At 64.2% G+C, this 20,119-nt stretch carries 15 protein-coding genes; 5 read left to right on the top strand and 10 right to left on the bottom strand.

The window, feature by feature from the left end:
• Positions 1 to 4: 4 nt before the first annotated feature.
• Together queF and ilvA are read right to left on the bottom strand one after the other, a co-directional pair.
• Complete coding sequence (gene queF, locus ABDB81_RS03815) at positions 5 to 838, bottom strand: NADPH-dependent 7-cyano-7-deazaguanine reductase QueF (RefSeq protein ID WP_137924083.1); 834 nt, start codon at positions 836 to 838, stop codon at positions 5 to 7.
• Positions 839 to 846: 8 nt separating this feature from the next.
• Entirely contained in the window at positions 847 to 2,382 is a 1,536-nt protein-coding gene (gene ilvA / locus ABDB81_RS03820; protein ID WP_137924084.1) for a threonine ammonia-lyase, biosynthetic, read from the bottom strand.
• A gap of 187 nt (positions 2,383 to 2,569) precedes the next feature.
• Here ilvA and otsB point away from each other — a divergent pair, with 187 nt between their 5' ends.
• Genes otsB through otsA form a run of 3 tightly spaced genes read left to right on the top strand, consistent with a single transcriptional unit; the run spans position 2,570 to position 6,658 of the window.
• Positions 2,570 to 3,361, top strand: a complete 792-nt coding sequence (gene otsB, locus ABDB81_RS03825) for a trehalose-phosphatase (RefSeq protein WP_137924085.1) — start codon at positions 2,570 to 2,572, stop codon at positions 3,359 to 3,361.
• Positions 3,362 to 3,396: 35 nt separating this feature from the next.
• Positions 3,397 to 5,232, top strand: a complete 1,836-nt coding sequence (locus ABDB81_RS03830; protein ID WP_346810021.1) for a glycoside hydrolase family 15 protein — start codon at positions 3,397 to 3,399, stop codon at positions 5,230 to 5,232.
• A gap of 31 nt (positions 5,233 to 5,263) precedes the next feature.
• Positions 5,264 to 6,658 carry an alpha,alpha-trehalose-phosphate synthase (UDP-forming) gene (gene otsA / locus ABDB81_RS03835; protein WP_137924086.1) on the top strand — a complete coding sequence of 465 codons (1,395 nt, stop codon included), beginning with the start codon at positions 5,264 to 5,266 and terminating at the stop codon, positions 6,656 to 6,658.
• Positions 6,659 to 6,828: 170 nt separating this feature from the next.
• On the opposite strand, the gene ABDB81_RS03840 is transcribed toward otsA, so the two are convergent.
• The 8 genes from ABDB81_RS03840 to ABDB81_RS03875 form a co-directional block, all read right to left on the bottom strand.
• Positions 6,829 to 7,434 carry a nucleotidyltransferase family protein gene (locus tag ABDB81_RS03840; RefSeq protein WP_160471402.1) on the bottom strand — a complete coding sequence of 202 codons (606 nt, stop codon included), beginning with the start codon at positions 7,432 to 7,434 and terminating at the stop codon, positions 6,829 to 6,831.
• Entirely contained in the window at positions 7,431 to 8,486 is a 1,056-nt protein-coding gene (locus ABDB81_RS03845) for an XdhC family protein (protein ID WP_160471404.1), read from the bottom strand. The genes ABDB81_RS03840 and ABDB81_RS03845 overlap by 4 nt, the downstream gene beginning before the upstream one ends.
• A complete protein-coding gene (locus tag ABDB81_RS03850; RefSeq protein ID WP_160471406.1) occupies positions 8,459 to 9,010 on the bottom strand; it encodes a carbon monoxide dehydrogenase subunit G in 552 nt (183 codons plus the stop codon). Before ABDB81_RS03850 ends, ABDB81_RS03845 begins: the two co-directional genes overlap by 28 nt.
• A complete protein-coding gene (locus ABDB81_RS03855; protein WP_346809842.1) occupies positions 8,940 to 10,217 on the bottom strand; it encodes a VWA domain-containing protein in 1,278 nt (425 codons plus the stop codon). Before ABDB81_RS03855 ends, ABDB81_RS03850 begins: the two co-directional genes overlap by 71 nt.
• 1 nt (position 10,218) lies before the next feature.
• Entirely contained in the window at positions 10,219 to 11,112 is an 894-nt protein-coding gene (locus ABDB81_RS03860; protein ID WP_160471409.1) for a MoxR family ATPase, read from the bottom strand.
• Positions 11,113 to 11,302: 190 nt separating this feature from the next.
• Positions 11,303 to 12,103: a xanthine dehydrogenase family protein subunit M gene (locus ABDB81_RS03865; protein WP_346809844.1), complete on the bottom strand. Its 801-nt coding sequence runs from the start codon at positions 12,101 to 12,103 to the stop codon at positions 11,303 to 11,305.
• An 11-nt stretch (positions 12,104 to 12,114) separates the two neighbouring features.
• On the bottom strand, positions 12,115 to 14,499 hold the full coding sequence (locus ABDB81_RS03870; RefSeq protein ID WP_346809846.1) for a xanthine dehydrogenase family protein molybdopterin-binding subunit: 2,385 nt from the start codon (positions 14,497 to 14,499) through the stop codon (positions 12,115 to 12,117).
• Between the two features lie 10 nt (positions 14,500 to 14,509).
• A complete protein-coding gene (locus ABDB81_RS03875) occupies positions 14,510 to 15,004 on the bottom strand; it encodes a (2Fe-2S)-binding protein (protein ID WP_346809848.1) in 495 nt (164 codons plus the stop codon).
• A 255-nt stretch (positions 15,005 to 15,259) separates the two neighbouring features.
• Between ABDB81_RS03875 and ABDB81_RS03880 the strand changes: the two genes are divergently transcribed.
• Both ABDB81_RS03880 and ABDB81_RS03885 read left to right on the top strand, forming a co-directional pair.
• A complete protein-coding gene (locus ABDB81_RS03880) occupies positions 15,260 to 15,838 on the top strand; it encodes a YqaA family protein (RefSeq protein ID WP_346809850.1) in 579 nt (192 codons plus the stop codon).
• A 176-nt stretch (positions 15,839 to 16,014) separates the two neighbouring features.
• Entirely contained in the window at positions 16,015 to 19,989 is a 3,975-nt protein-coding gene (locus tag ABDB81_RS03885) for an FAD/FMN-binding oxidoreductase (protein WP_346809852.1), read from the top strand.
• The last annotated feature ends 130 nt before the right edge of the window (positions 19,990 to 20,119 follow it).

Here is a 20,119-nt window from a genome sequence, read left to right on the forward strand (position 1 = left end):
CTCATCACTGCCGCGCATTCCTCCGATTATCCGGCCACGGCGTGTTGTAGTTCGTGCGGAACGGATTGATATCCAGCCCGCCGCGCCGCGTATATCGCGCGTACACCGCCAGCTTCACCGGTTTGCACATGCGCATCACGTCCGTGAAGATCCGCTCCACGCATTGCTCGTGGAACTCGTTGTGATTGCGGAACGAGATCAGGTACTTGAGCAGCCCCTCCTGATCGATGGGCGCGCCGACGTAGCGGATCTGCACGCTGCCCCAGTCGGGCTGACCGGTGACGAGGCAGTTCGACTTCAGCAGGTGCGACACCAGCGACTCCTCCACCGGTGACTGATCCTGATCGGCCTTCAGCAGCGACGGATCGGGTTCGTAGATATCGGTTTCGATATCGAGCCGGTCCAGCAGCATGCCATCCAGCTCGCCCATCTTCTGCGTGCCGAGATCCGCTTCCGGCACCAGACGTACCTGCACGGTGCCGCCCGTCGCTTCGGACAGGTCGTGATGCAGCAACTGCTGCACAGCCTCGGGCGATGCGATGCGGCTCTGGTTGAACGAGTTCAGGTACAGCTTGAACGATTTCGATTCGACGATGTTCGGCGTATCGGCGGGAATCACGAACGCGGCCAGCGCCACCTGCGGTTTGCCCTTGAGGTTCAGCCACGAAAGTTCGTAGGCATTCCAGATATCCACGCCGAAGAAGGGCAGGGCCTTGCCTTCGGCGAGTCCGATCTCGGTGCGCTTGGGCTGGCGCGGAATGGGGAACAGCAGCGACGGGTCGTACTCGGTCTTGTAGGCCGAGGGCTTGCCCAGCGGCGAGTGCTCAGGAAGCGTCATAGTGAGATTCAGGCCAGGAACAGCTTGTAGACGGGATTGTCGGTTTCATCCCAGTGTACGTAACCGAGCGTGGAAAGGAAGGTGCGGAAATCGCGCTTCTCGTTCTTCGGCACCTGAATCCCCACGAGGATGTTCGACGTATCGGCGCCCTGGTTCCGGTAGTGGAACAGGCTGATATTCCAGTTCGGGCTCATGCTGGAGAGGAACTTCATCAGCGCGCCCGGACGCTCCGGGAATTCGAAGCGATACAGCAGTTCGTCGTGCGCCAGCGGCGAATGGCCGCCCACCATGTAGCGGATATGCTGCTTGGCCAGTTCGTCGTTGGACAGGTCCAGCGTGTCGAACCCATGGCGGCGGAAGTTCGCGGCGATCTTGTCGTTCTCGCTGCGCGACGCAATCTGTAGGCCCACGAAGATATGCGCCACGCCCTTGTCGGCGATGCGGTAGTTGAACTCCGTCACGCTGCGTGTGCCCACCTGTTCGCAGAAACGCTTGAAGCTGCCGCGCTCCTCGGGGATGGTCACGGCGAACACGGCTTCGCGCGCCTCGCCCACTTCGGCACGCTCGGCCACAAAGCGCAGGCGGTCGAAATTCATGTTCGCGCCGCAGGCAATCGCTACGAGGTGCTGGCCCTTGAGCTTCTCGCGCTCGGCATATGCCTTGAGACCCGCCACGGCCAGTGCACCCGCCGGTTCGAGAATGCTGCGCGTGTCCTGGAAGACATCCTTCAGGCCGGCACAGATGGCATCCGTATCGACCAGGATGATTTCGTCGACGAGTTCGCGCGTGATGCGGAACGTCTCCTTGCCGACGAGTTTCACCGCAGTGCCGTCCGAGAACAGGCCCACATCCTTGAGTTCCACGCGCTTGCCGGCATCCACCGAACGCTTCATGGCGTCCGAATCCATCGTCTGCACGCCGATCACCTTGATGTCCGGGCGCACGGCCTTGACGTAGGACGCGATGCCCGAGATCAGGCCACCACCACCGATGGCCACGAAGATCGCGTGGATCGGACCGGGGTGCTGGCGCAGGATTTCCATGGCGATGGTGCCCTGCCCGGCGATGACTTCGGGATCGTCGAACGGATGGATGAACGTCAGCTTCTGCTTGGCTTCCAGCTCGGCGGCATGCACGTAGGCATCGCTGTAGGAATCACCATGCAGCACGATCTTGACCCACTCGCCACCGCGTTCGCGCACGGCGTCGATCTTCACCTGCGGCGTGGTGGTGGGCATGCAGATGATGGCCTTGCACTGCAACCGTGCAGCGGAGAGGGCCACGCCCTGTGCGTGGTTGCCAGCCGATGCGGCGATCACGCCGCGCTTGAGTTCTTCCGGAGAGAGCGACGCCATCTTGTTGTAGGCGCCGCGCAGCTTGAACGAGAACACGGGCTGGGTGTCCTCGCGCTTGAACCACACGGCATTGTTCGTGCGGGCCGAGAGCGCTGCGGCGTAGGTCAGCTCGGTTTCCTGGGCCACGTCGTACACCTTGGCGGTCAGGATCTTCTTCAGGTAGTCGGGCTTGGCGGGGGTGCGGGTCATTGTCTGCGGATGCCACGCAGCCGTGGCAAAAAAAGCCGGAAAAATCGGCGGAAACCGCCAATGATAATGGATGGCGCCCACACGGACCCTGCTACGGTCGTCGCGGCGTCTGGGTGCAGGAAAAGCCACTGTTGTAGGACAGCGCCCGGTGGACGCCTGTCAAAACCACGTGTTACGGTTTTACGCGATGCCTCTCCTACCTCTCATCGAACCCCACACCGCGCTGTTCCTGGACTTCGACGGCACGCTGGCCGATCTGGCACCGAGCCCCGAGCTGGTGCAGGTCGAGCCTGAACTGGTTGGCACGCTGCGTGCGTTGCATACCTGTCTGGACGGCGCGCTCGCCATTGTCTCGGGTCGGCCCGTGGCCGAGCTCGATCATTTCCTGCAACCGTTGCGCCTGCCTTCCGCGGGCGTGCATGGCGCCGAATTCCGCAATGGTGCGGCGCGCATCGTCACGCCGCCCGCGCCGGGTATCGGTCCCTTGCTGCCGCAACTGGAAGCGCTCGTGGCGCGGCATCCGGGCCTGATGCTGGAACGCAAGTCGGTGGCCGTGGCCATCCACTATCGGCAGGCACCGGAGCTGGAGCCGCTGGTGCGCGCTGCGGTAGCAGATGTGTTGCGCGATGCCGTGGGGCTCGACGCGTTGCCCGGCAAGATGGTGGTCGAGATCAAGCCTGCGGGTGTGGACAAGGGCGATGCGATTGCCGCGTTCATGCGTTCGTCGCCATTCGCGGGCCGCCTGCCGCTGTTCGCCGGTGACGATGTAACCGACGAAGCCGGCTTCTCGGTGGTGCGCGAACTCGGCGGCGTGGGCGTGCTGGTTGGCAATCGCGCCACGGCGGCCACCGTCAGCGTGCCTGCGCCCGCCGCGCTGCGCGACTGGCTGCACGAATCGGCGCGCGCGCTGACCCATTTCATCGCGCAGCGCGATGCCGCTGCCCAACATCCATCGCCACAAAGGGAGGACCCGCTGTGAGTGAACCTGCCACCTCTGCCCAGGTGTCGCCAGAAATCGCGCGCGAAGCGCCCGCCGTCAATACGGATTCGAACGCTGCCAGCCGCCACGCCAACCCATCGCTGGCACTCGGCATGATCGGCAATTGCAGCTTCTCTGCACTGGTGGATGGCCGCGGCCGCATCGTCTGGTGCTGCATGCCGCGCTTCGATGGCGATCCGGTCTTCAACGCATTGCTGGAGCCGAACGACAACGCCGGCCATTTCAATATCGAGATCGAGGATTTTCACGAAGCCACGCAGTGGTACGAGCCGAACACGGCCGTCCTGCGCACGCATCTGATCGACAAGCACGGCAGCATCCTGGAGATCACCGATTTCTGCCCGCGCTTCTTCCGCCTGGGTCGTTACTTCCGACCACTGACACTGGTGCGACGGATCAAGCCAGTCAGTGGCGCACCGCGCGTGCGTGTCACGCTGGCGCCGCGTTTCAACTGGGGCCGCACGGAGCCGAAAATCACGCGCGGCAGCAGCCATGCGCGCTATGTGGGCGAGGATCAAACACTGCGCCTGACCACCGATGCGCCGCTGGCCTACGTGTTGTCGCACACACCGTTCCTGGTGACGCGCGGCTACAACTTCATCCTCGGTCCCGATGAAACGCTCTCGGCCGGCGTGGAAGATATCGCGCGCGACTTCGAGCAGGAAACCACCGCGTACTGGAAACTCTGGAGCCGCCGCCTGGCCGTGCCGCGCGAGTGGCAGGACGCCGTGATTCGCGCGGCCATTACGTTGAAGCTGTCGCTGTACGAGGAAACCGGCGCCATCGTGGCGGCGATGACCACGAGTATTCCTGAAGCGCCGGGCAGCCAGCGCAACTGGGACTACCGCTACTGCTGGCTGCGCGACGCGTTCTTCGTGGTGCGCGCACTGAATAGCCTGTCGGAAGTTGGCACGATGGAGGACTATCTGCGCTGGCTGTCGAACGTGGTGATGCAATCGCAGGACGGGCACATCCAGCCGCTGTACGGTATCGGGCTGGAGCGCGAGCTGCCGGAAAGCATGCTCGATCATCTGAGCGGCTATCGCGGCATGGGTCCGGTGCGTGTGGGCAACCAGGCGCAGGAGCATTTCCAGCACGATGTGTACGGCAACGTGGTGCTGGCCGCCGCGCAGGCATTCCACGATCACCGGCTGCTGCATCGCGGTGGCCCGGCGGAATTTGCCAAGCTCGAAGACGTGGGCGAGCAGGCCGTGCGCGTATTCGGTACGCCCGACGCGGGCATGTGGGAGTTGCGCACGCGTGCACGCATCCACACGTCATCGGCGCTGATGAGCTGGGTGGCGTGCGACCGTCTGGCCAAGATCGCCGAGAAACTCGAACAACCCGCGCGGGCCGCGTACTGGCACGACCATGCGCATCGCATGAAGCAGCGCATTCTGGACGAGTCGTGGAACGAGCAGCGGCAGGCGTTTGCCGAGAGCTTTGGCGGCAAGGAACTCGACGCCAGCGTGTTGCTGATGGCGGAGGTCAACTTCATCGATCCCAAGGACCCGCGCTTCGTGTCCACGGTGAAGGCGCTGGAAGAGACGCTCTGCGATGGTCCCTACATGCGGCGCTACGAAGCGCCCGACGATTTCGGCAAGCCCGAGACTGCGTTCAACATCTGCACGTTCTGGCGCATCGACGCGCTGGCGCGCATCGGCCGCCGCGAGGAAGCGCGCGAGATCTTCGAGTCGATGCTTGCCGCGCGCAACCCGCTGGGGCTGCTGTCGGAAGACACCCACCCGATCACCGGAGAGATGTGGGGCAATTTCCCGCAGACCTATTCGATGGTCGGCCTGATCAACGGTGCCATGCGTTTGTCGGCACCCTGGGACACCGTGATCTGAGGAAAGGATTGGCCACAACAACAAGCGATATATGGGCAGACTAGTAGCGGTATCGAACCGGGTTGCGGACCCCCGCAACCACGCGGCGGGCGGCCTTGCCGTGGCGCTTTCGGAAGCGCTGAACAAGACGGGCGGCCTGTGGTTCGGCTGGAGCGGCAAGGTGGTGGACGCGGCCCACGGCGGCACGCCGGGCGAGGGCGAGTTCCACCAGACCCAGGCCGGCAACGTCACGCTGGCCACAGTGGATCTGAGCCAGGATGACTACGACGCGTACTACCTCGGCTACAGCAACGGCGTGCTATGGCCCGTGTTCCACTACCGCGTGGACCTGGCGGATTTCGATGCAGGCGGCAACCTCAATGCCTATCGGCGCGTGAACCAGCTGTTCGCGCGCAAGCTGGCGCCGCTGTTGAAGCCGGATGACGTGATCTGGATTCACGACTATCACCTGATCCCGCTCGCGGCGGAACTGCGCGCCATCGGCTGCGGACAGAAGATCGGTTTCTTCCTGCATATCCCGCTGCCGCCGCCGCTGATCCTCGCGGCCATTCCTCAGCACGAATGGCTGATGCGTGCGATGTTCGCGTACGACCTGATCGGCTTTCAGAGTCAGGCCGATCTCGACCACTTCTCGCGCTACGTGCAGGGCGAAGCCGGTGCAGAGCCGATGGGCGAGTACCGCTTCCGCGCGTTCCATCGCACCGTGCGCGCGCAGGCGTTTCCGATTGGCATCGATGTCGATGAATTCATCGGCCTTGGCCAACAGGACGAGGCGCGCGAGACCTACGAGATGATGCGTCACCAGTACGCGCGGCGCCGGCTGCTGCTGGGCATCGACCGGCTCGACTATTCGAAGGGGCTGCCGCAGCGGCTCAAATCGTTCCAGACGCTGCTGGCCGAGTATCCCGAAAATCGATCGAGCGCCACGTTGATCCAGATTGCCGCACCATCCCGCGAATCGGTGGATGCCTATGCAGACCTGCGGCGCGAGATGGAGGGCATCACGGGTGCGATCAACAGCGAGTACGGCGAACTGGACTGGATGCCCGTGCGGTACATCCATCGCTCCACGTCACGCAAGCGCCTGCCGGGCCTGTGCCGAGCGAGCAGTGTGGCACTGGTGACGCCGCTGCGTGACGGGATGAATCTTGTTGCGAAGGAATACATCGCCGCGCAAGATCCGGACGATCCCGGCGTGCTGGTGTTGTCGCGTTTTGCTGGCGCTGCGGAACAGTTGAAGGAGGCGCTGCTGGTCAATCCCTACGACACACGCGCCACGGCGCAGGCCGTGCAACAGGCGCTGCACATGCCGCTGGCCGAACGGCGCACGCGGCACCAGAAACTGCTGGAGCGGATTCGCCAGCAGGATGTGCATTGGTGGAGTAGCGAGTATCTGCGGACGTTGATGGAGTTGGAGGGGGGGTAATTTCCAACGTGGTCGATGCTGAGAGGCTGGCCCTCTCCCCCGCCCCTCTCCCGCTCGCGGGAGAGGGGAGAACACCGACGGGATATCGACCGCTGCTGGTTTGCTCCCCTCTCCCGCAAAGCGGGAGAGGGGCCGGGGGAGAGGGCTGGCGCATCAAATCCCGAGCGCGCTCAAACCAGATCCCCCGGCAAATCCACATCCCTGAACGGTCCATCGTCCTCGGTCAGAATCCGCGTCACCGGCTGCGACTTCAGCAACTCGCGCGCGCCTTCATCGCCATCGAGCTTCAGCAATTCATCGCGCCACGCCGCACCAAATCCCACAGGATGCCCACGCTTGCCATCGCGCCACGGGGCGGCAATCGTGTTGCGCGCCGTGATCGTCAGCGCGACCGCGCGTACCAGTTCCATTGACAGCCACGGCATGTCCGCGAGCGCCACCACCCAGCCGCGTGCATCGGGACTCGCGGCCACACCCGCGCGCAACGCCGCGCCCATTCCGGCTTCCGCTTCAACGGACTCGATCACCTTGCACCCACCGCGCCGCAATTCCTCGGCGAGTTCGGGATGCCCTGGACGCACCACGGCAATCGAATGCGGCAGGCCCGCCGCCAGCGTGCGCGCGCTGCGCCACGCCACAGTGCGGCCATCGGCCATCTTCTCCATGAGCTTGTTGCGCAGGCCGGCCGGATCGAAGCGGCGGCCGAAGCCGGCAGCCAGCAGGATGCCGGTGGGCAGATCGGTCTGCGTAAGCGGGGCGCGTGAGGGCTTCGTCATGGCTGTGCGGCGGTGATAGCCTGACCAGCAGGCAAAATCGGACACTCGGCCTCGCCGGCTGCGATTTCGCGCGCGGCCTTGGCGCCTTCCACCTGGAGGATGTCGGGCAGCGAGACATGGTTCTTCGCAGCGATCACTTCGGCCAGTACCGAAATCGCAATCTCCGGTGGCGTGCGGCTGCCGATATAGATACCTACCGGACCATGCAGGCGGGCCAGTTGTTGATCGGTGAGATCGAACTCCTTGAGCCGCTCGCGGCGCGCCTGGTTGTTGCGGCGCGAGCCGAGCGCGCCCACATAGAACGCGGGCGTGCGTAGCGCCTCCATCAATGCGAGATCGTCGAGCTTGGGGTCGTGCGTGAGCGCGATCACGGCGCAGCGCTCGTCGAGCTTCATGGCTTCCACGGTGTCGTCAGGCATCGTGCGCACCATCGTCACGCCGGGAATGTCCCACGTCTCCGTGTATTCCTCACGCGGATCGCAGACCGTGACCTGGAAGCCCAGCCCCACGGCAATCTGGCACAGGTATTTCGACAACTGCCCCGCGCCGATGACGAGCATGCGATAGCGGGGACCATGGATGGTCCGCAGCGTCGCGCCATCGAACGACAATCCATCGGCAGCCTCCGCATGGCCGAGCGATGCGCGGCCCGTGGCCATGTCGAGTGTGCGCGTCACCAGTCTGCCGTTCTCCACGGCCTGCAGCAATTCGACGATGCCGCTATGCGGTGCCAGCGGTTCCGCCACCAGTTCGATGGTGCCGCCGCAGGGCAGCCCGAAGCGATGCGCTTCCTCGGCACTGATGCCGTACTTCATGCCCTCGGGCACCTTCGACTTGATGCCTTCGCGATGCACGCGATAAATGATGTCGTCCTCGATGCATCCGCCGGATACGGAGCCGGCGACGAGACCGTCGTCGCGCACCGCCAGCATCGCACCTTCAGGACGGGGCGACGAGCCCCACGTCCGTACCACCGTCACCAGCAACACGCCGTGACCTTCCTGCTGCCACTTGACGCTGCTCTTCAGGACTTCGAGATCCACGCTGTCCATGATCGTTTCCGCTTCTTGTCTACATCGCCGCCCGTGTCGCCGGCGGCCTCATCGCTCTGGGTATCGTTATTGTCCTGCTCGTCCGGGCCGCTCACGGCCTCGGTGAATCGTGCGAAAAACGCATCGGCCATCTTGCGCGCGGCGGCATCCACCAGCCGCGAGCCGATCTGCGCGATCTTGCCGCCTACCTGCGCCTGCACCGCATACGTCAGCAGTGTTTCGTCGCCCTCGGCTGCCAGCGTGACCTTTGCCGATCCCTTGCCGAAACCCGCCGCGCCACCTTGTCCGTCGAACTGGATCGTGTAGCTGTCGGGTGCCGCGATATCGAGCAAGGCCATGCGGCCCTTGAAGCGCGCCTTGACCGGGCCGACCGCCGCAGTCAGTGCAAGCAGGTAGGCGTTTTCGCCATCGGGCTCGATGCTCTCACATCCGGGAATACATTGCTTGAGCAGCTCAACGTCGTTCAGCGCGTCCCACGCTACCTGCTGCGGCACGGGCAGGCGCTGGGTCTGGGTCATTTCCATGGGGGCGTCCTCCGAATTGTTTTATAGGTGAAACCGTGGTGGTTTGCGTATCGGCCAGCAGCGCTTCGAGCGCGAACAGGCTGTCCAGGTTATGTGCAGGGTGCAGGGCATCGACATGCGGCAGGATGGCCTGCATGCCACGCGCCTGCGGTGAAAAACCCGCATAGCGCAGCAGCGGGTTCAGCCAGACGATGCGATGCGCGAAGCGGCGCAGGCGCGCCATCTCGTCGGCCAGCAGGTCGATCTGTTCGAGGTCGATGCCGTCACTGACGAACAGCACCGTGGCGCGGCCCGACAGCGTGCGGCGCGCCCATTGGCGGTTGAACGTGGCCAGTGCCGTGCCGATGCGCGTGCCGCCTGCCCAGTCGCGCACCTGTTCGGTGATCAGCGTCACGGCCTCATCGGGATCGCGTTCGCGCAGCGCGCGCGTCACGTTGGTGAGCCGCGTGCCGAACAGGAACACATGCATGCGCTCGCGGCCCTGCATCAGCGCGTGGCAGAAGTAGAGCACCGCGCGCGAATACTGGCTCATCGATCCGGAGATATCGAGCAGCAACACCACGGGCGGCTTGCGCTGCGCATGGCGGCGGTATTTCCATTGCATCCATTCGCCATGCTGGCGGACCGCAAGCCGGGCACTCGCGCGCATATCGGCATGCGTGCCCGTGGCCGCAGGTTTCAGACGGCGCGTACGCTGCAATGCAAGATGCGCGCGCCGCGTGCGAACCAGATGCTGGAGCGCGCGCCACTCCTCGGCGGAGAGTGTTTCAAAGTCGCGGCTGGCCAGGCGCTCCTGATCGGAGAAGGTCAGCGGCGCGGTGAAGCGTTCCTCGCGCATCGGGCCTTTCGGTGTCGATGGCGTAGGCTGGCGCGCGGCGAGCGCATCGGCCAGACGGTTGCTGCGTTTCGGTGGCGGCGCACCGGCATCGACGCGCGGCAACAGCATCGCGCGCAATTTGCCTTCCCAATCGGGATCGCGCCAGAACAGGTCGAATGCCGCATCGAACAGTGGGCGCTGGTCAGGACCGGAGAGGACCAGTGCGGCCAGCGCGGCGCGCACCTCATCGCGCGCACCGATGTTCACATGGCGCAGCGCGGTCAGTGCATCCACGGCATGCGCAGGCGAGAGGCCGAAGCCCGCATTGCGCAGCAGCCGCATGAAGTGAGTGACGTTGCGCGCCAGCATCGGCAGCGGACGGGATGACATATCAGGCGGGCGTGGTGCCGGCGAGTAACTCGGCGATGGTCGGACCATCGGCGCGGGCCAGATCGTCCTGATACTTGAGCAGCACGCCCAACGTATCGCGCACGGATTGCGGATCGAGTTCTGTCACACCGAGCGCCGCGAGTGCGCGGCTCCAGTCGATGGCTTCGGCAATGCCCGGCGCCTTGAACAAGTCGATGCCACGCAGCCGATGGATGAAATCGACGGCCTGCCGCTGCAATGCTTCGGCCGCTTCGGGTGCGCGCGCAGCCACGATCTGCAATTCGCGGTCGCGCGATGGATAACCCATCCATTGATACAGACAGCGACGCTTGAGCGCGTCATGCACTTCGCGCGTACGGTTCGACGTGATGATGATCAGTGGCGGCGTCTCCGCGCGCAGCACGCCGATTTCGGGAATCGATACCTGATATTCGGAAAGCACTTCGAGCAGGAACGCTTCGAACGGTTCGTCGGCACGGTCGATCTCGTCGATCAGCAGCACACGCGGCACACCCGGTGCAGCGGGATCGGGCAGCAGAGATTCGAGCAAGGGCCGCTTGAGCAGGAATTCGTCGCGATAGAGCGACTGCTGCTCGGGACGTTCCCCACGCGCTTCGGCCAGACGCAACGCCATGATCTGGCGCGGATAGTCCCACTCATAGAGTGCACTGGCTGCGTCGAGTCCTTCGTAGCATTGCAGCCGCAACAGGCGCGTGCCGAGCATCGCGGCCATCGCATGTGCAAGCGCGGTCTTGCCGACACCGGGCTCCCCTTCGAGAAACAACGGCCGCTGCATGCGCAGTGCAAGGTAAAGCACCGTAGCGGTCTCGCGATCGGCGAAGTATTGCTGCGCGGCGAGTTGGGTGAGGGTGGTGTCGATGGAGGTTGGGAGCATTTGGATGTCGGCGAAACCCACCGTTTGTTTTGCTCCCCTCTCCCGCGAGCGGGAGAGGGGCTGGGGGTGAGGGCAGGCGGTTCAAATGAGACTAGTCAGCGATTGCACCTCATGCCCACACCCCCACCCCTCTCCCACTTACGCGGGAGAGGGGAGCGCATAGCATAGGGCGGCGCGTTAAATTACCTACCTAGCCTTTCAACGCCTGTTCCACCGCACGGCTTGCCAACACCGGAATCAGATGCGCCCGATACTCCGGCGATGCATGCAGATCCGCATTGAGACCCGACGCATCCACCTTCACTGCTCTCGCCGCAGCCGGCGTAAAGCTTGCCGTCAACGCCTGTTCCAGTGCCGGTGCGCGAAACACGCTATCGGCCGCGCCAGTCACAGCCACGCGCACCGTCTTGCCGCTGCGCGCCACCATCACGCCGACCAGCGCGAAGCGCGAGGCTGGATTGCGGAACTTCACATAGCCGGACTGATCGGGCACGGGAAAGCGCACGGCCGTGATCAGCTCGTCGGGTGCGAGCGCGGTTTCGTACAAGCCCTTGAAGAAGCTGTCGGCAGGAATCTCGCGGCGATCCGTCACCACGGTAGCGTTCAGCGCGAGCACCGCAGCGGGATAGTCCGCAGCAGGATCATCGTTGGCGAGCGAGCCGCCGAGCGTGCCCATCGCGCGCACCTGACGGTCGCCGATGCCGAGTGCCAGCGACGCCAGCCCCGGAATGCGGCGCATGACTTCCGCGTTGGCCGCCACATCGGCATGACGTGCTGCGGCACCGATGACCACGGCATCGCCCTGCACCTTGATATCAGCCATGCCGGGAATGCGCGCCACATCGACAAGCATCGATGGCGAAGCCAGTCGCAGCTTCATCGCGGCAAGCAGGCTTTGTCCGCCGGCTAGAAACTTGGCGTCGCCATCGGCCTTGAGTTTCGCCACGGCTGCCCTGGCATCGGTGGCGCGTTCGAACTGGAATGCGTACATGTCGTGTCCCCTTATGCCTTGGTAGCTTGAGCGGCCTGAATCGCCTGCCACACGCGGTGCGGCGTGGCCGGCATCTGCATGTCGCGCACGCCGAGTGGTGCGAGCGCATCGACCAGTGCGTTGATGAACGCAGGTGGCGAGCCAATGGCGCCCGCTTCGCCGCAACCCTTCACGCCGAGCGGATTGTGCGTGCATGGCGTGCCTGATGACGTTTCCACCGTGTAGTCGGGCAAGTCGCCCGCGCGTGGCATCGCGTAGTCCATGTAGGAGCCGGTCAGCAACTGGCCGCTGTCGGGATCGTAGATGCACTGTTCGAACATGGCCTGACCCAGGCCCTGTCCGATACCGCCATGCACCTGTCCTTCGACGATCATCGGATTGATCACGTTGCCGAAATCGTCCACGGCCGTGAACTTGACGACCTGCGACGCGCCGGTGTCGGGATCGACCTCGACCTCGCAGATATAGGCGCCGGATGGATACGTGAAGTTCGTGGGATCGTAGAACGCGTTTTCGTTGAGACCCGGTTCGAGTTTGTCGAGCGGATAGTTGTGCGGCACGTAGGCGGTCAGCGCCACCTCCCCGAACGTCTTCGTGCGATCGGTGCCGGCCACGCGGAACACGCCGTCGCTGAACTCGATGTCCGCGTCCGAGGCTTCCAGCAAGTGCGCGGCGATCTTCTTGGCCTTGGTTTCGATCTTGTCGAGCGCCTTCATGATGGCCGATCCACCGACCGCCAGCGAACGCGAGCCATAGGTGCCCATGCCGAACGGTACGCGTCCGGTGTCGCCGTGCACGATCTCCACGGCGTCCAGCGCAATGCCGAGCCGCTGCGCCACGATCTGCGCGAACGTGGTTTCGTGGCCTTGCCCGTGGCTGTGCGATCCGGTGAACACGGTGACGGTGCCGGTGGGATGCACGCGCACCTCGCCTACTTCGAACAGTCCAGCCCGAGCACCGAGCGCACCCGCGATGTTCGATGGCGCCAGCCCGCATGCTTCGATGTAGCAGGAGTAGCCGAGTCCGCGCAGCTTGCCTTGCTGCTTCGCCGCTTCACGACGCGCGGGGAAGCCTGCTACATCGGCCAGTTCCTGCGCGCGTGCGAGGCATGGTTCGTAGTCGCCGGTGTCATAGGTCAGGCCAACAGGCGTGGCATACGGGAAGCTGCGGATGAAGTTCTTGCGTCGCAGCGCGGCGGGGTCGGTGCCCAGTTCACGTGCGGCAGCTTCGACCAGACGCTCGACGACATAGGTGGCTTCCGGACGCCCCGCACCGCGATACGCATCGACGGGTGCCGTATTCGTGAACACGGCTTTCACCTCGGCATAGATCGCAGGCGTGGCGTACTGGCCGGCGAGCAGCGTGGCGTAGAGAATCGTCGGCACGCTGCTGGCGAACGTGGACAGGTACGCGCCCATGTTGGCCACCGTGTGCACGCGCATGGCGAGGAACTTGCCATCGGCATCCATCGCCAGTTCGGCGCGGGTCACGTGGTCGCGGCCATGCGCATCGGTGAGGAAGGATTCGGAACGCTCGGCCGTCCACTTGATCGGACGGCCCACCTTCTTCGATGCCCAGGTCAGCGCCACATCCTCGGGATACAGGAAGATCTTCGAGCCGAAGCCGCCGCCGACATCGGGCGCGATAATGCGCAGCCGCGATTCGGGCAGTCCGAGCACGAAGGCGCCCATCAGCAGCCGTTCGACGTGCGGGTTCTGGTTCGAGACGTAGACCGTGTAGCCATCGTCCTGCCGCGTATAGCTGGCGTTGACCGCGCGCGGTTCGATCGCGTTGGGGATCAGCCGGTTGTTGACGATATCCAGCGTGGTCACGTGCGCGGCGCGGGCGAACGCAGCATCGGTGGCGGCCTTGTCGCCGTGGCCCCAGGTGTAGCAGGTGTTGTCGGGCACATCGTCATGCACCAGCGTGGAGGCCGCAGCGGCATCGGCCGGGCTGACCACGGCGGGCAACTCTTCGTAGTCGACATCGACCAGTTCGGCAGCATCGCGCGCCTGCTGCAGCGATTCGGCGATGACCAGTGCCACCTGATCGCCTACGTGCCGGGCCTTGCCGCGCGCCAGGGCAGGGTGGGGCGGCTCCTTCATCGGCGAGCCGTCGATGCTGTGGATCAGCCAGCCGCACGGCAGGCCGCCCACCTTGTCGCCGGCCATGTCGTCGCCGGTCAGCACGGCGATCACGCCGGGCGCGGCCAGTGCCTGCGCGGTATCGATCGAGCGAATGCGTGCATGCGCATGCGGCGAGCGCACGAAGTAGCCGTAGCTCTGGTGCGGCAGCGTGACGTCGTCGGTGTACTGGCCGTTGCCGGTGAGAAAGCGATAGTCTTCCTTGCGCTTGACCGGCGCGCCAATCAGCGAGTGTTTCTCGGGTGCGTTCATGGTGGCCTCCTTATTCGGCGCTGGCCGTGGCCACGTTGCCCTGCATCGCGGCCTGCCCTTGCTGCACTGCACGCACGATGTTGTGATAGCCCGTGCAGCGGCAGAGGTTGCCGTCGAGCTGCTCGCGGATCGTGTGGGCATCGGCGTTGGGCTGCTGGGCCAGCAGGGACGTGGCGGCCATCACCATGCCGGGCGTGCAGAAGCCGCATTGCAGGCCGTGGCATTCACGGAACGCCTGCTGCATCGGATGCATCTCGCCGTTGGTCGCCAGTCCTTCGATGGTGGTGACGCTGGCGCCGTCCGCCTGGAGGGCCAGCATGTTGCAGGACTTCACGGCGCGGCCGTCCATGTGGACGGTGCAGGCGCCGCACTGCGCGGTATCGCAGCCCACGTGCGTGCCGGTGAGTCGCAACTGCTCGCGCAGAAGCTGGACCAGAAGGGTGTGGGGTTCGACCTGGACGTCAACGGGCTTGCCATTGACCGTCAGGCGGAGGGAAATCGCCATGCTTGTCTCCATTGTGGGTGGAACGCGCATGGCCGGCTCCGACGACAATCCCGAATGACACTGCGCGGGACGGGCCACGACGCGGTACTGCCGCTTGGTTGGGACGGCTATTTCGTGATATTGGTGCTGCGGGTTTGCCGGTAATGTCGGCGCAGTGAACGAATCGCCGCGACAGGCTCTAACAGTTAATCACAAATCCCCCGGACTCGCCATGCGGTTTCCCCTGCCGCGTGCGACCCCGCCCCTGCCTGCCCAATGGAAGCTTTTACCGACTGGCTATTCGATACGGTTGCCTTGCCCAAGGTGGGGCTGCCCGCCATCTTCGTGGTCAGCCTGATCAGTGCCACGCTGCTGCCGCTGGGATCGGAGCCGGCCGTATTCGGCTACATCAAGCTCAATCCCGGGATGTTCTGGCCGGCCATCCTCGTGGCCACGGCGGGCAACACCGTGGGCGGTGCCATCGACTGGTGGCTCGGCTACGCGGCCAAGCTGGCCGTGGTGCGCTATCGCCAACGCCGCCAGCACCATGAGCATGAGGTGGAGCACGCCCAGCATCGGCCCCACCCGCGCAAGCAGCACAAGCCGAAGCTCGATGCCAAGTATTTCCGGTGGATGAAACGCTGGGGCCCGCCCACGATGCTGGTGTCGTGGCTACCGGTTATCGGTGATCCACTGTGCACATTGGGCGGTTGGCTGCGGCTGCCGTTCTGGCAGAGCGTCTTCTATATGGCGATCGGCAAGTTCCTGCGCTATCTGGTGATGACGGCGAGCCTGCTATGGATTCCCGATTCGTTCTGGCATGGCGTGGGTGACGCTATCCGGCAGTGGTTCTGATTCTCAATCCGCACGAAAATGCCGAAACCCGGGGGATTTCCTGATGTTTTTGGCGGTTATTGTCGTCAAGTGATTATGTTGCGGCGCGGCAAAACGGGGCGTTGCAGTACAATCGCGTCTTAACTGACGATAAATTGCGCACCGTCCCCGTGCGCTGCTTCAAAGCGGTCCCGCCCATGAACGCCCCACTCGTGCTCGACGCCAAACTCACAGCGCAGGACGCCCCGCCGCGCCTGCGCGAGATCCCCTATAACTACACGTCGTTTTCAGATCGCGAGATTGTTATCCGTCTGCTCGGCGAGGAAGCCTGGCGCATCCTGGACGAACTGCGCGGCGAACGCCGCACCGGCCGCTCCGCCCGCATGCTCTACGAGGTGCTCGGCGATATCTGGGTGGTCCGACGCAATCCCTACCTGCAGGACGACCTGCTCGAAAATCCCAAGCGCCGCCAGATGCTGGTGGATGCGCTGCATCACCGCCTTGCCGAAATCGAGAAGCGCCGCGCCGCCGACCGCGCCGAGCATGCCGAACCGGCCGCCGAGGATCGCTCGCATCGCGTGGAGCAATTGGTGGTCTTCGCCAAGCAGGCGATCGAATCGTTCAAGCAGGAATTTGCCGATGCCTATGCGCTGCGCAAGCGCACCCAGCGCGTGCTGGGCCGCATCACGCAGAAGGACAACATCAAGTTCGATGGCCTGTCGCGCGTCTCGCACGTAACCGACGCCACCGACTGGCGCGTGGAATACCCGTTTGTCGTGCTGACGCCCGACACCGAGGAAGAAATCGCCGGCATGGTGAAGGGCTGCTTCGAACTGGGCCTGACGATCATCCCGCGCGGAGGTGGCACTGGCTACACCGGCGGCGCCGTGCCGTTGACGCCATTCTCGGCCGTCATCAATACCGAAAAGCTCGAACGGCTCGATGCGGTCGAAATGACCGACCTGCCCAACGTGCCGCACAAGGTGGCGACGATCTTCTCGGGCGCCGGCGTGGTCACGCGCCGCGTGGCCGATGCCGCCGACAAGGCGGGTCTGGTCTTCGCAGTGGACCCGACGTCGATCGATGCCTCGTGCATCGGCGGCAACGTGGCGATGAACGCGGGCGGCAAGAAGGCCGTGCTGTGGGGCACTGCGCTGGATAACCTGGCGTGGTGGCGCATGGTCGATCCCGAGGGCAACTGGCTCGAGATCACGCGCATGGACCACAACCTCGGCAAGATTCACGATGTGCCGGTGGCCACGTTCGAACTGAAGTGGTCCGATGGCGACCGCCGGCCGGGCGAAAAGGTACTGCGCACCGAGACGCTGGCCATCGAAGGCCGCAAGTTCCGCAAGGAAGGTCTCGGCAAGGACGTCACCGACAAGTTCCTGGCCGGTCTGCCCGGCGTGCAGAAGGAAGGTTGCGACGGCATCATCACAAGCGCACGCTGGATTCTGCATCGCATGCCCAAGCACATCCGCACGGTCTGCCTGGAGTTCTTTGGCCAGCCGCGCGATGCGATTCCAAGCATCGTCGAAATCAAGGACTTCCTGGACGGCGAGTCGAAGCGCGAAGGCGGTGCGATTCTCGCTGGCCTGGAACACCTCGACGAACGCTATCTGCGCGCGGTGGGCTATGCCACCAAGAGCAAGCGCAACGCGTTCCCGAAGATGGTGCTGATCGGCGATATCGTCGGTGACGATGAAGACGCCGTGGCACGCGCCACCTCGGAAGTGATCCGCATGGCCAACGGCAAGAGCGGCGAAGGTTTCATCGCCGTGAGCCCGGAAGCGCGCAAGAAGTTCTGGCTCGACCGTTCGCGTACCGCCGCCATCGCGCGCCACACCAACGCCTTCAAGATCAACGAAGACGTGGTGATTCCGCTGCCGCGCATGGGCGAGTACACCGACGGCATCGAGCGCATCAACATCGAGCTGTCGATCAAGAACAAGCTCAAGCTGACCGACGAACTCGAAGCGTTCTTCGCACGCGGCAACCTGCCGCTGGGCCGCAGCGACGATGCCAATGAGATTCCCAGCGCCGAACTGCTCGAAGATCGCGTGCAGCATGCGCTGACGCTGCTGCGCGAAGTGCGCTCGCGCTGGCTCTACCTGCAGGGGCATCTCGATACGCCGCTGCAGATGGCCAAGGATTCGCTGATCGGTCACGGCCTGGGCCTGCTGGGTCCGGCATTCGAGCAGCGCCTGCAAGCGCAGCCGGACGCCACGGTGTTCCATCTGCTGCAGGACCGCACGATCCGCGTGAGCTGGAAGCAGGAACTGCGCGCCGAGCTGCGCAAGATCTTCAACGGCGGCGAGTTCAAGCCCATCCTTGACGAGGCGCAGAAGATCCACAAGCAGGTACTGCGCAGCCGCGTCTTCGTGGCGCTGCACATGCACGCCGGCGACGGCAACGTCCACACGAACCTGCCGGTCAACTCCGACGACTACGACATGATGAAGGAGGCCCACGTCGCGGTGGCCCGCATCATGGACCTCGCACGTTCGCTGGACGGCGTGATCTCGGGCGAGCACGGCATCGGCATCACCAAGCTGGAATTCCTGACCGAAGACGAGATCGGCGAGTTCCGCGCGTACAAGCAGCGCGTGGACCCGCAGGGCCGCTTCAACAAGGGCAAGCTGCTGCCGGGCGCGGACCTGCGCAATGCGTACACGCCGTCGTTCGGCCTGATGGGACACGAGTCCATCATCATGCAGCAGAGCGATATCGGCGCGATTGCCGACAGCGTGAAGGACTGCCTGCGTTGCGGCAAGTGCAAGCCGGTATGCGCTACGCATGTGCCGCGCGCCAACCTGCTGTACAGCCCGCGCAACAAGATCCTGGCAACGTCGCTGCTGGTGGAAGCGTTCCTGTACGAAGAGCAGACGCGCCGTGGCGTGTCGATCAAGCACTGGGACGAGTTCTCGGATGTGGCCGACCACTGCACGGTCTGCCACAAGTGCGTGACGCCGTGCCCGGTCAAGATCGACTTCGGCGACGTGTCGATGAACATGCGCAACCTGCTGCGCAAGATGGGTCAGAAGAAATTCAACCCGGGCGCCGCCGCGTCGATGTTCTTCCTGAACGCGACCAATCCGCAGACCATCAACCTCGCGCGTACCGCGATGATGGGCGTGGGCTACAAGGCGCAGCGCCTCGGCAACGAGGTGCTCAAGAAGTTCGCGAAGAAGCAGACCCAGCATCCGCCTGCAACGGTTGGCAAGCCGCCGGTGCAGGAGCAGGTGATCCACTTCATCAACAAGAAGATGCCGGGCAACCTGCCCAAGAAGACGGCGCGCGCGTTGCTCGATATCGAAGACAACGAGATCGTGCCGATCATCCGCAATCCGAAGACGACGACGGCCGAGACCGAAGCCGTGTTCTACTTTCCGGGCTGCGGCTCGGAGCGGCTCTTCTCGCAGGTGGGTCTGGCGACGCAAGCGATGCTCTGGCACGTAGGTGTGCAGACCGTGCTGCCGCCGGGCTACCTGTGCTGCGGTTATCCGCAACGCGGCGCCGGCCAGTACGACAAGGCCGAGAAGATGGTCAGCGACAACCGGGTGCTGTTCCACCGCGTGGCCAATACGCTGAACTATCTCGACATCAAGACCGTGGTGGTCAGTTGCGGTACGTGCTACGACCAGTTGGCCGGATACGAATTCGACAAGATCTTCCCGGGCTGCCGCATCATCGACATCCACGAGTACCTGCTCGAGAAAGGCGTCAAGCTTGAGGGCGTGACCGGTACGCGCTACATGTACCACGACCCCTGCCACACGCCGATCAAGACGATGGACCCGACCAAGCTGGTGAACGACCTGATGGGCGGCAACCAGGGCGGCGGCAAGATCGAGAAGAACGAGCGTTGCTGCGGTGAATCGGGCACGCTGGCCGTGACGCGTCCGGATATCTCCACGCAGATCCGCTTCCGCAAGGAAGAAGAAATGCGCCGCGGCGCCGACAAGCTGCGTACCGACGAATTCAACGGCGACGTGAAGATTCTGACGAGCTGCCCGTCGTGCCTGCAGGGGCTGTCGCGTTACAACGAAGATGCGACGGTCACCGCCGATTACATCGTCGTCGAAATGGCCAAGCACCTGCTCGGTGAAAACTGGATGCCGGAGTACGTGGCCAAGGCGAATTCGGGCGGGATCGAGCGGGTGCTGGTTTAAAAGCTACCTATACCCTCTGTTATGCGCTCCCCTCTCCCGCTTGTGGGAGAGGGGTTGGGGGAGAGGGTTAGCGGTGCAAGCTGCGATTAGTCGGCAAGCAGAACTGCCCGCCCTCACCCCCGCCCCTCTC

This window comes from Cupriavidus sp. DL-D2 (genome assembly GCF_039710735.1).
In the GTDB taxonomy this organism is placed as follows: Bacteria; Pseudomonadota; Gammaproteobacteria; order Burkholderiales; family Burkholderiaceae; genus Cupriavidus.

Excerpts from the sequence above, each read along its gene's own strand:
- ABDB81_RS03880 (WP_346809850.1), top strand. The coding sequence starts at position 15,260 with ATGGAAGCTTTTACCGACTGGCTATTCGATACGGTTGCCTTGCCCAAG.
- ABDB81_RS03840 (WP_160471402.1), bottom strand. The coding sequence starts at position 7,434 with ATGACGAAGCCCTCACGCGCCCCGCTTACGCAGACCGATCTGCCCACC.
- ABDB81_RS03850 (WP_160471406.1), bottom strand. The coding sequence starts at position 9,010 with ATGGAAATGACCCAGACCCAGCGCCTGCCCGTGCCGCAGCAGGTAGCG.
- ilvA (WP_137924084.1), bottom strand. The coding sequence starts at position 2,382 with ATGACCCGCACCCCCGCCAAGCCCGACTACCTGAAGAAGATCCTGACC.
- otsA (WP_137924086.1), top strand. The coding sequence starts at position 5,264 with ATGGGCAGACTAGTAGCGGTATCGAACCGGGTTGCGGACCCCCGCAAC.
- ABDB81_RS03860 (WP_160471409.1), bottom strand. The coding sequence starts at position 11,112 with ATGCTCCCAACCTCCATCGACACCACCCTCACCCAACTCGCCGCGCAG.
- ABDB81_RS03865 (WP_346809844.1), bottom strand. The coding sequence starts at position 12,103 with ATGTACGCATTCCAGTTCGAACGCGCCACCGATGCCAGGGCAGCCGTG.
- ABDB81_RS03870 (WP_346809846.1), bottom strand. The coding sequence starts at position 14,499 with ATGAACGCACCCGAGAAACACTCGCTGATTGGCGCGCCGGTCAAGCGC.
- ABDB81_RS03845 (WP_160471404.1), bottom strand. The coding sequence starts at position 8,486 with ATGGACAGCGTGGATCTCGAAGTCCTGAAGAGCAGCGTCAAGTGGCAG.
- ABDB81_RS03885 (WP_346809852.1), top strand. The coding sequence starts at position 16,015 with ATGAACGCCCCACTCGTGCTCGACGCCAAACTCACAGCGCAGGACGCC.
- queF (WP_137924083.1), bottom strand. The coding sequence starts at position 838 with ATGACGCTTCCTGAGCACTCGCCGCTGGGCAAGCCCTCGGCCTACAAG.
- otsB (WP_137924085.1), top strand. The coding sequence starts at position 2,570 with ATGCCTCTCCTACCTCTCATCGAACCCCACACCGCGCTGTTCCTGGAC.
- ABDB81_RS03875 (WP_346809848.1), bottom strand. The coding sequence starts at position 15,004 with ATGGCGATTTCCCTCCGCCTGACGGTCAATGGCAAGCCCGTTGACGTC.
- ABDB81_RS03855 (WP_346809842.1), bottom strand. The coding sequence starts at position 10,217 with ATGTCATCCCGTCCGCTGCCGATGCTGGCGCGCAACGTCACTCACTTC.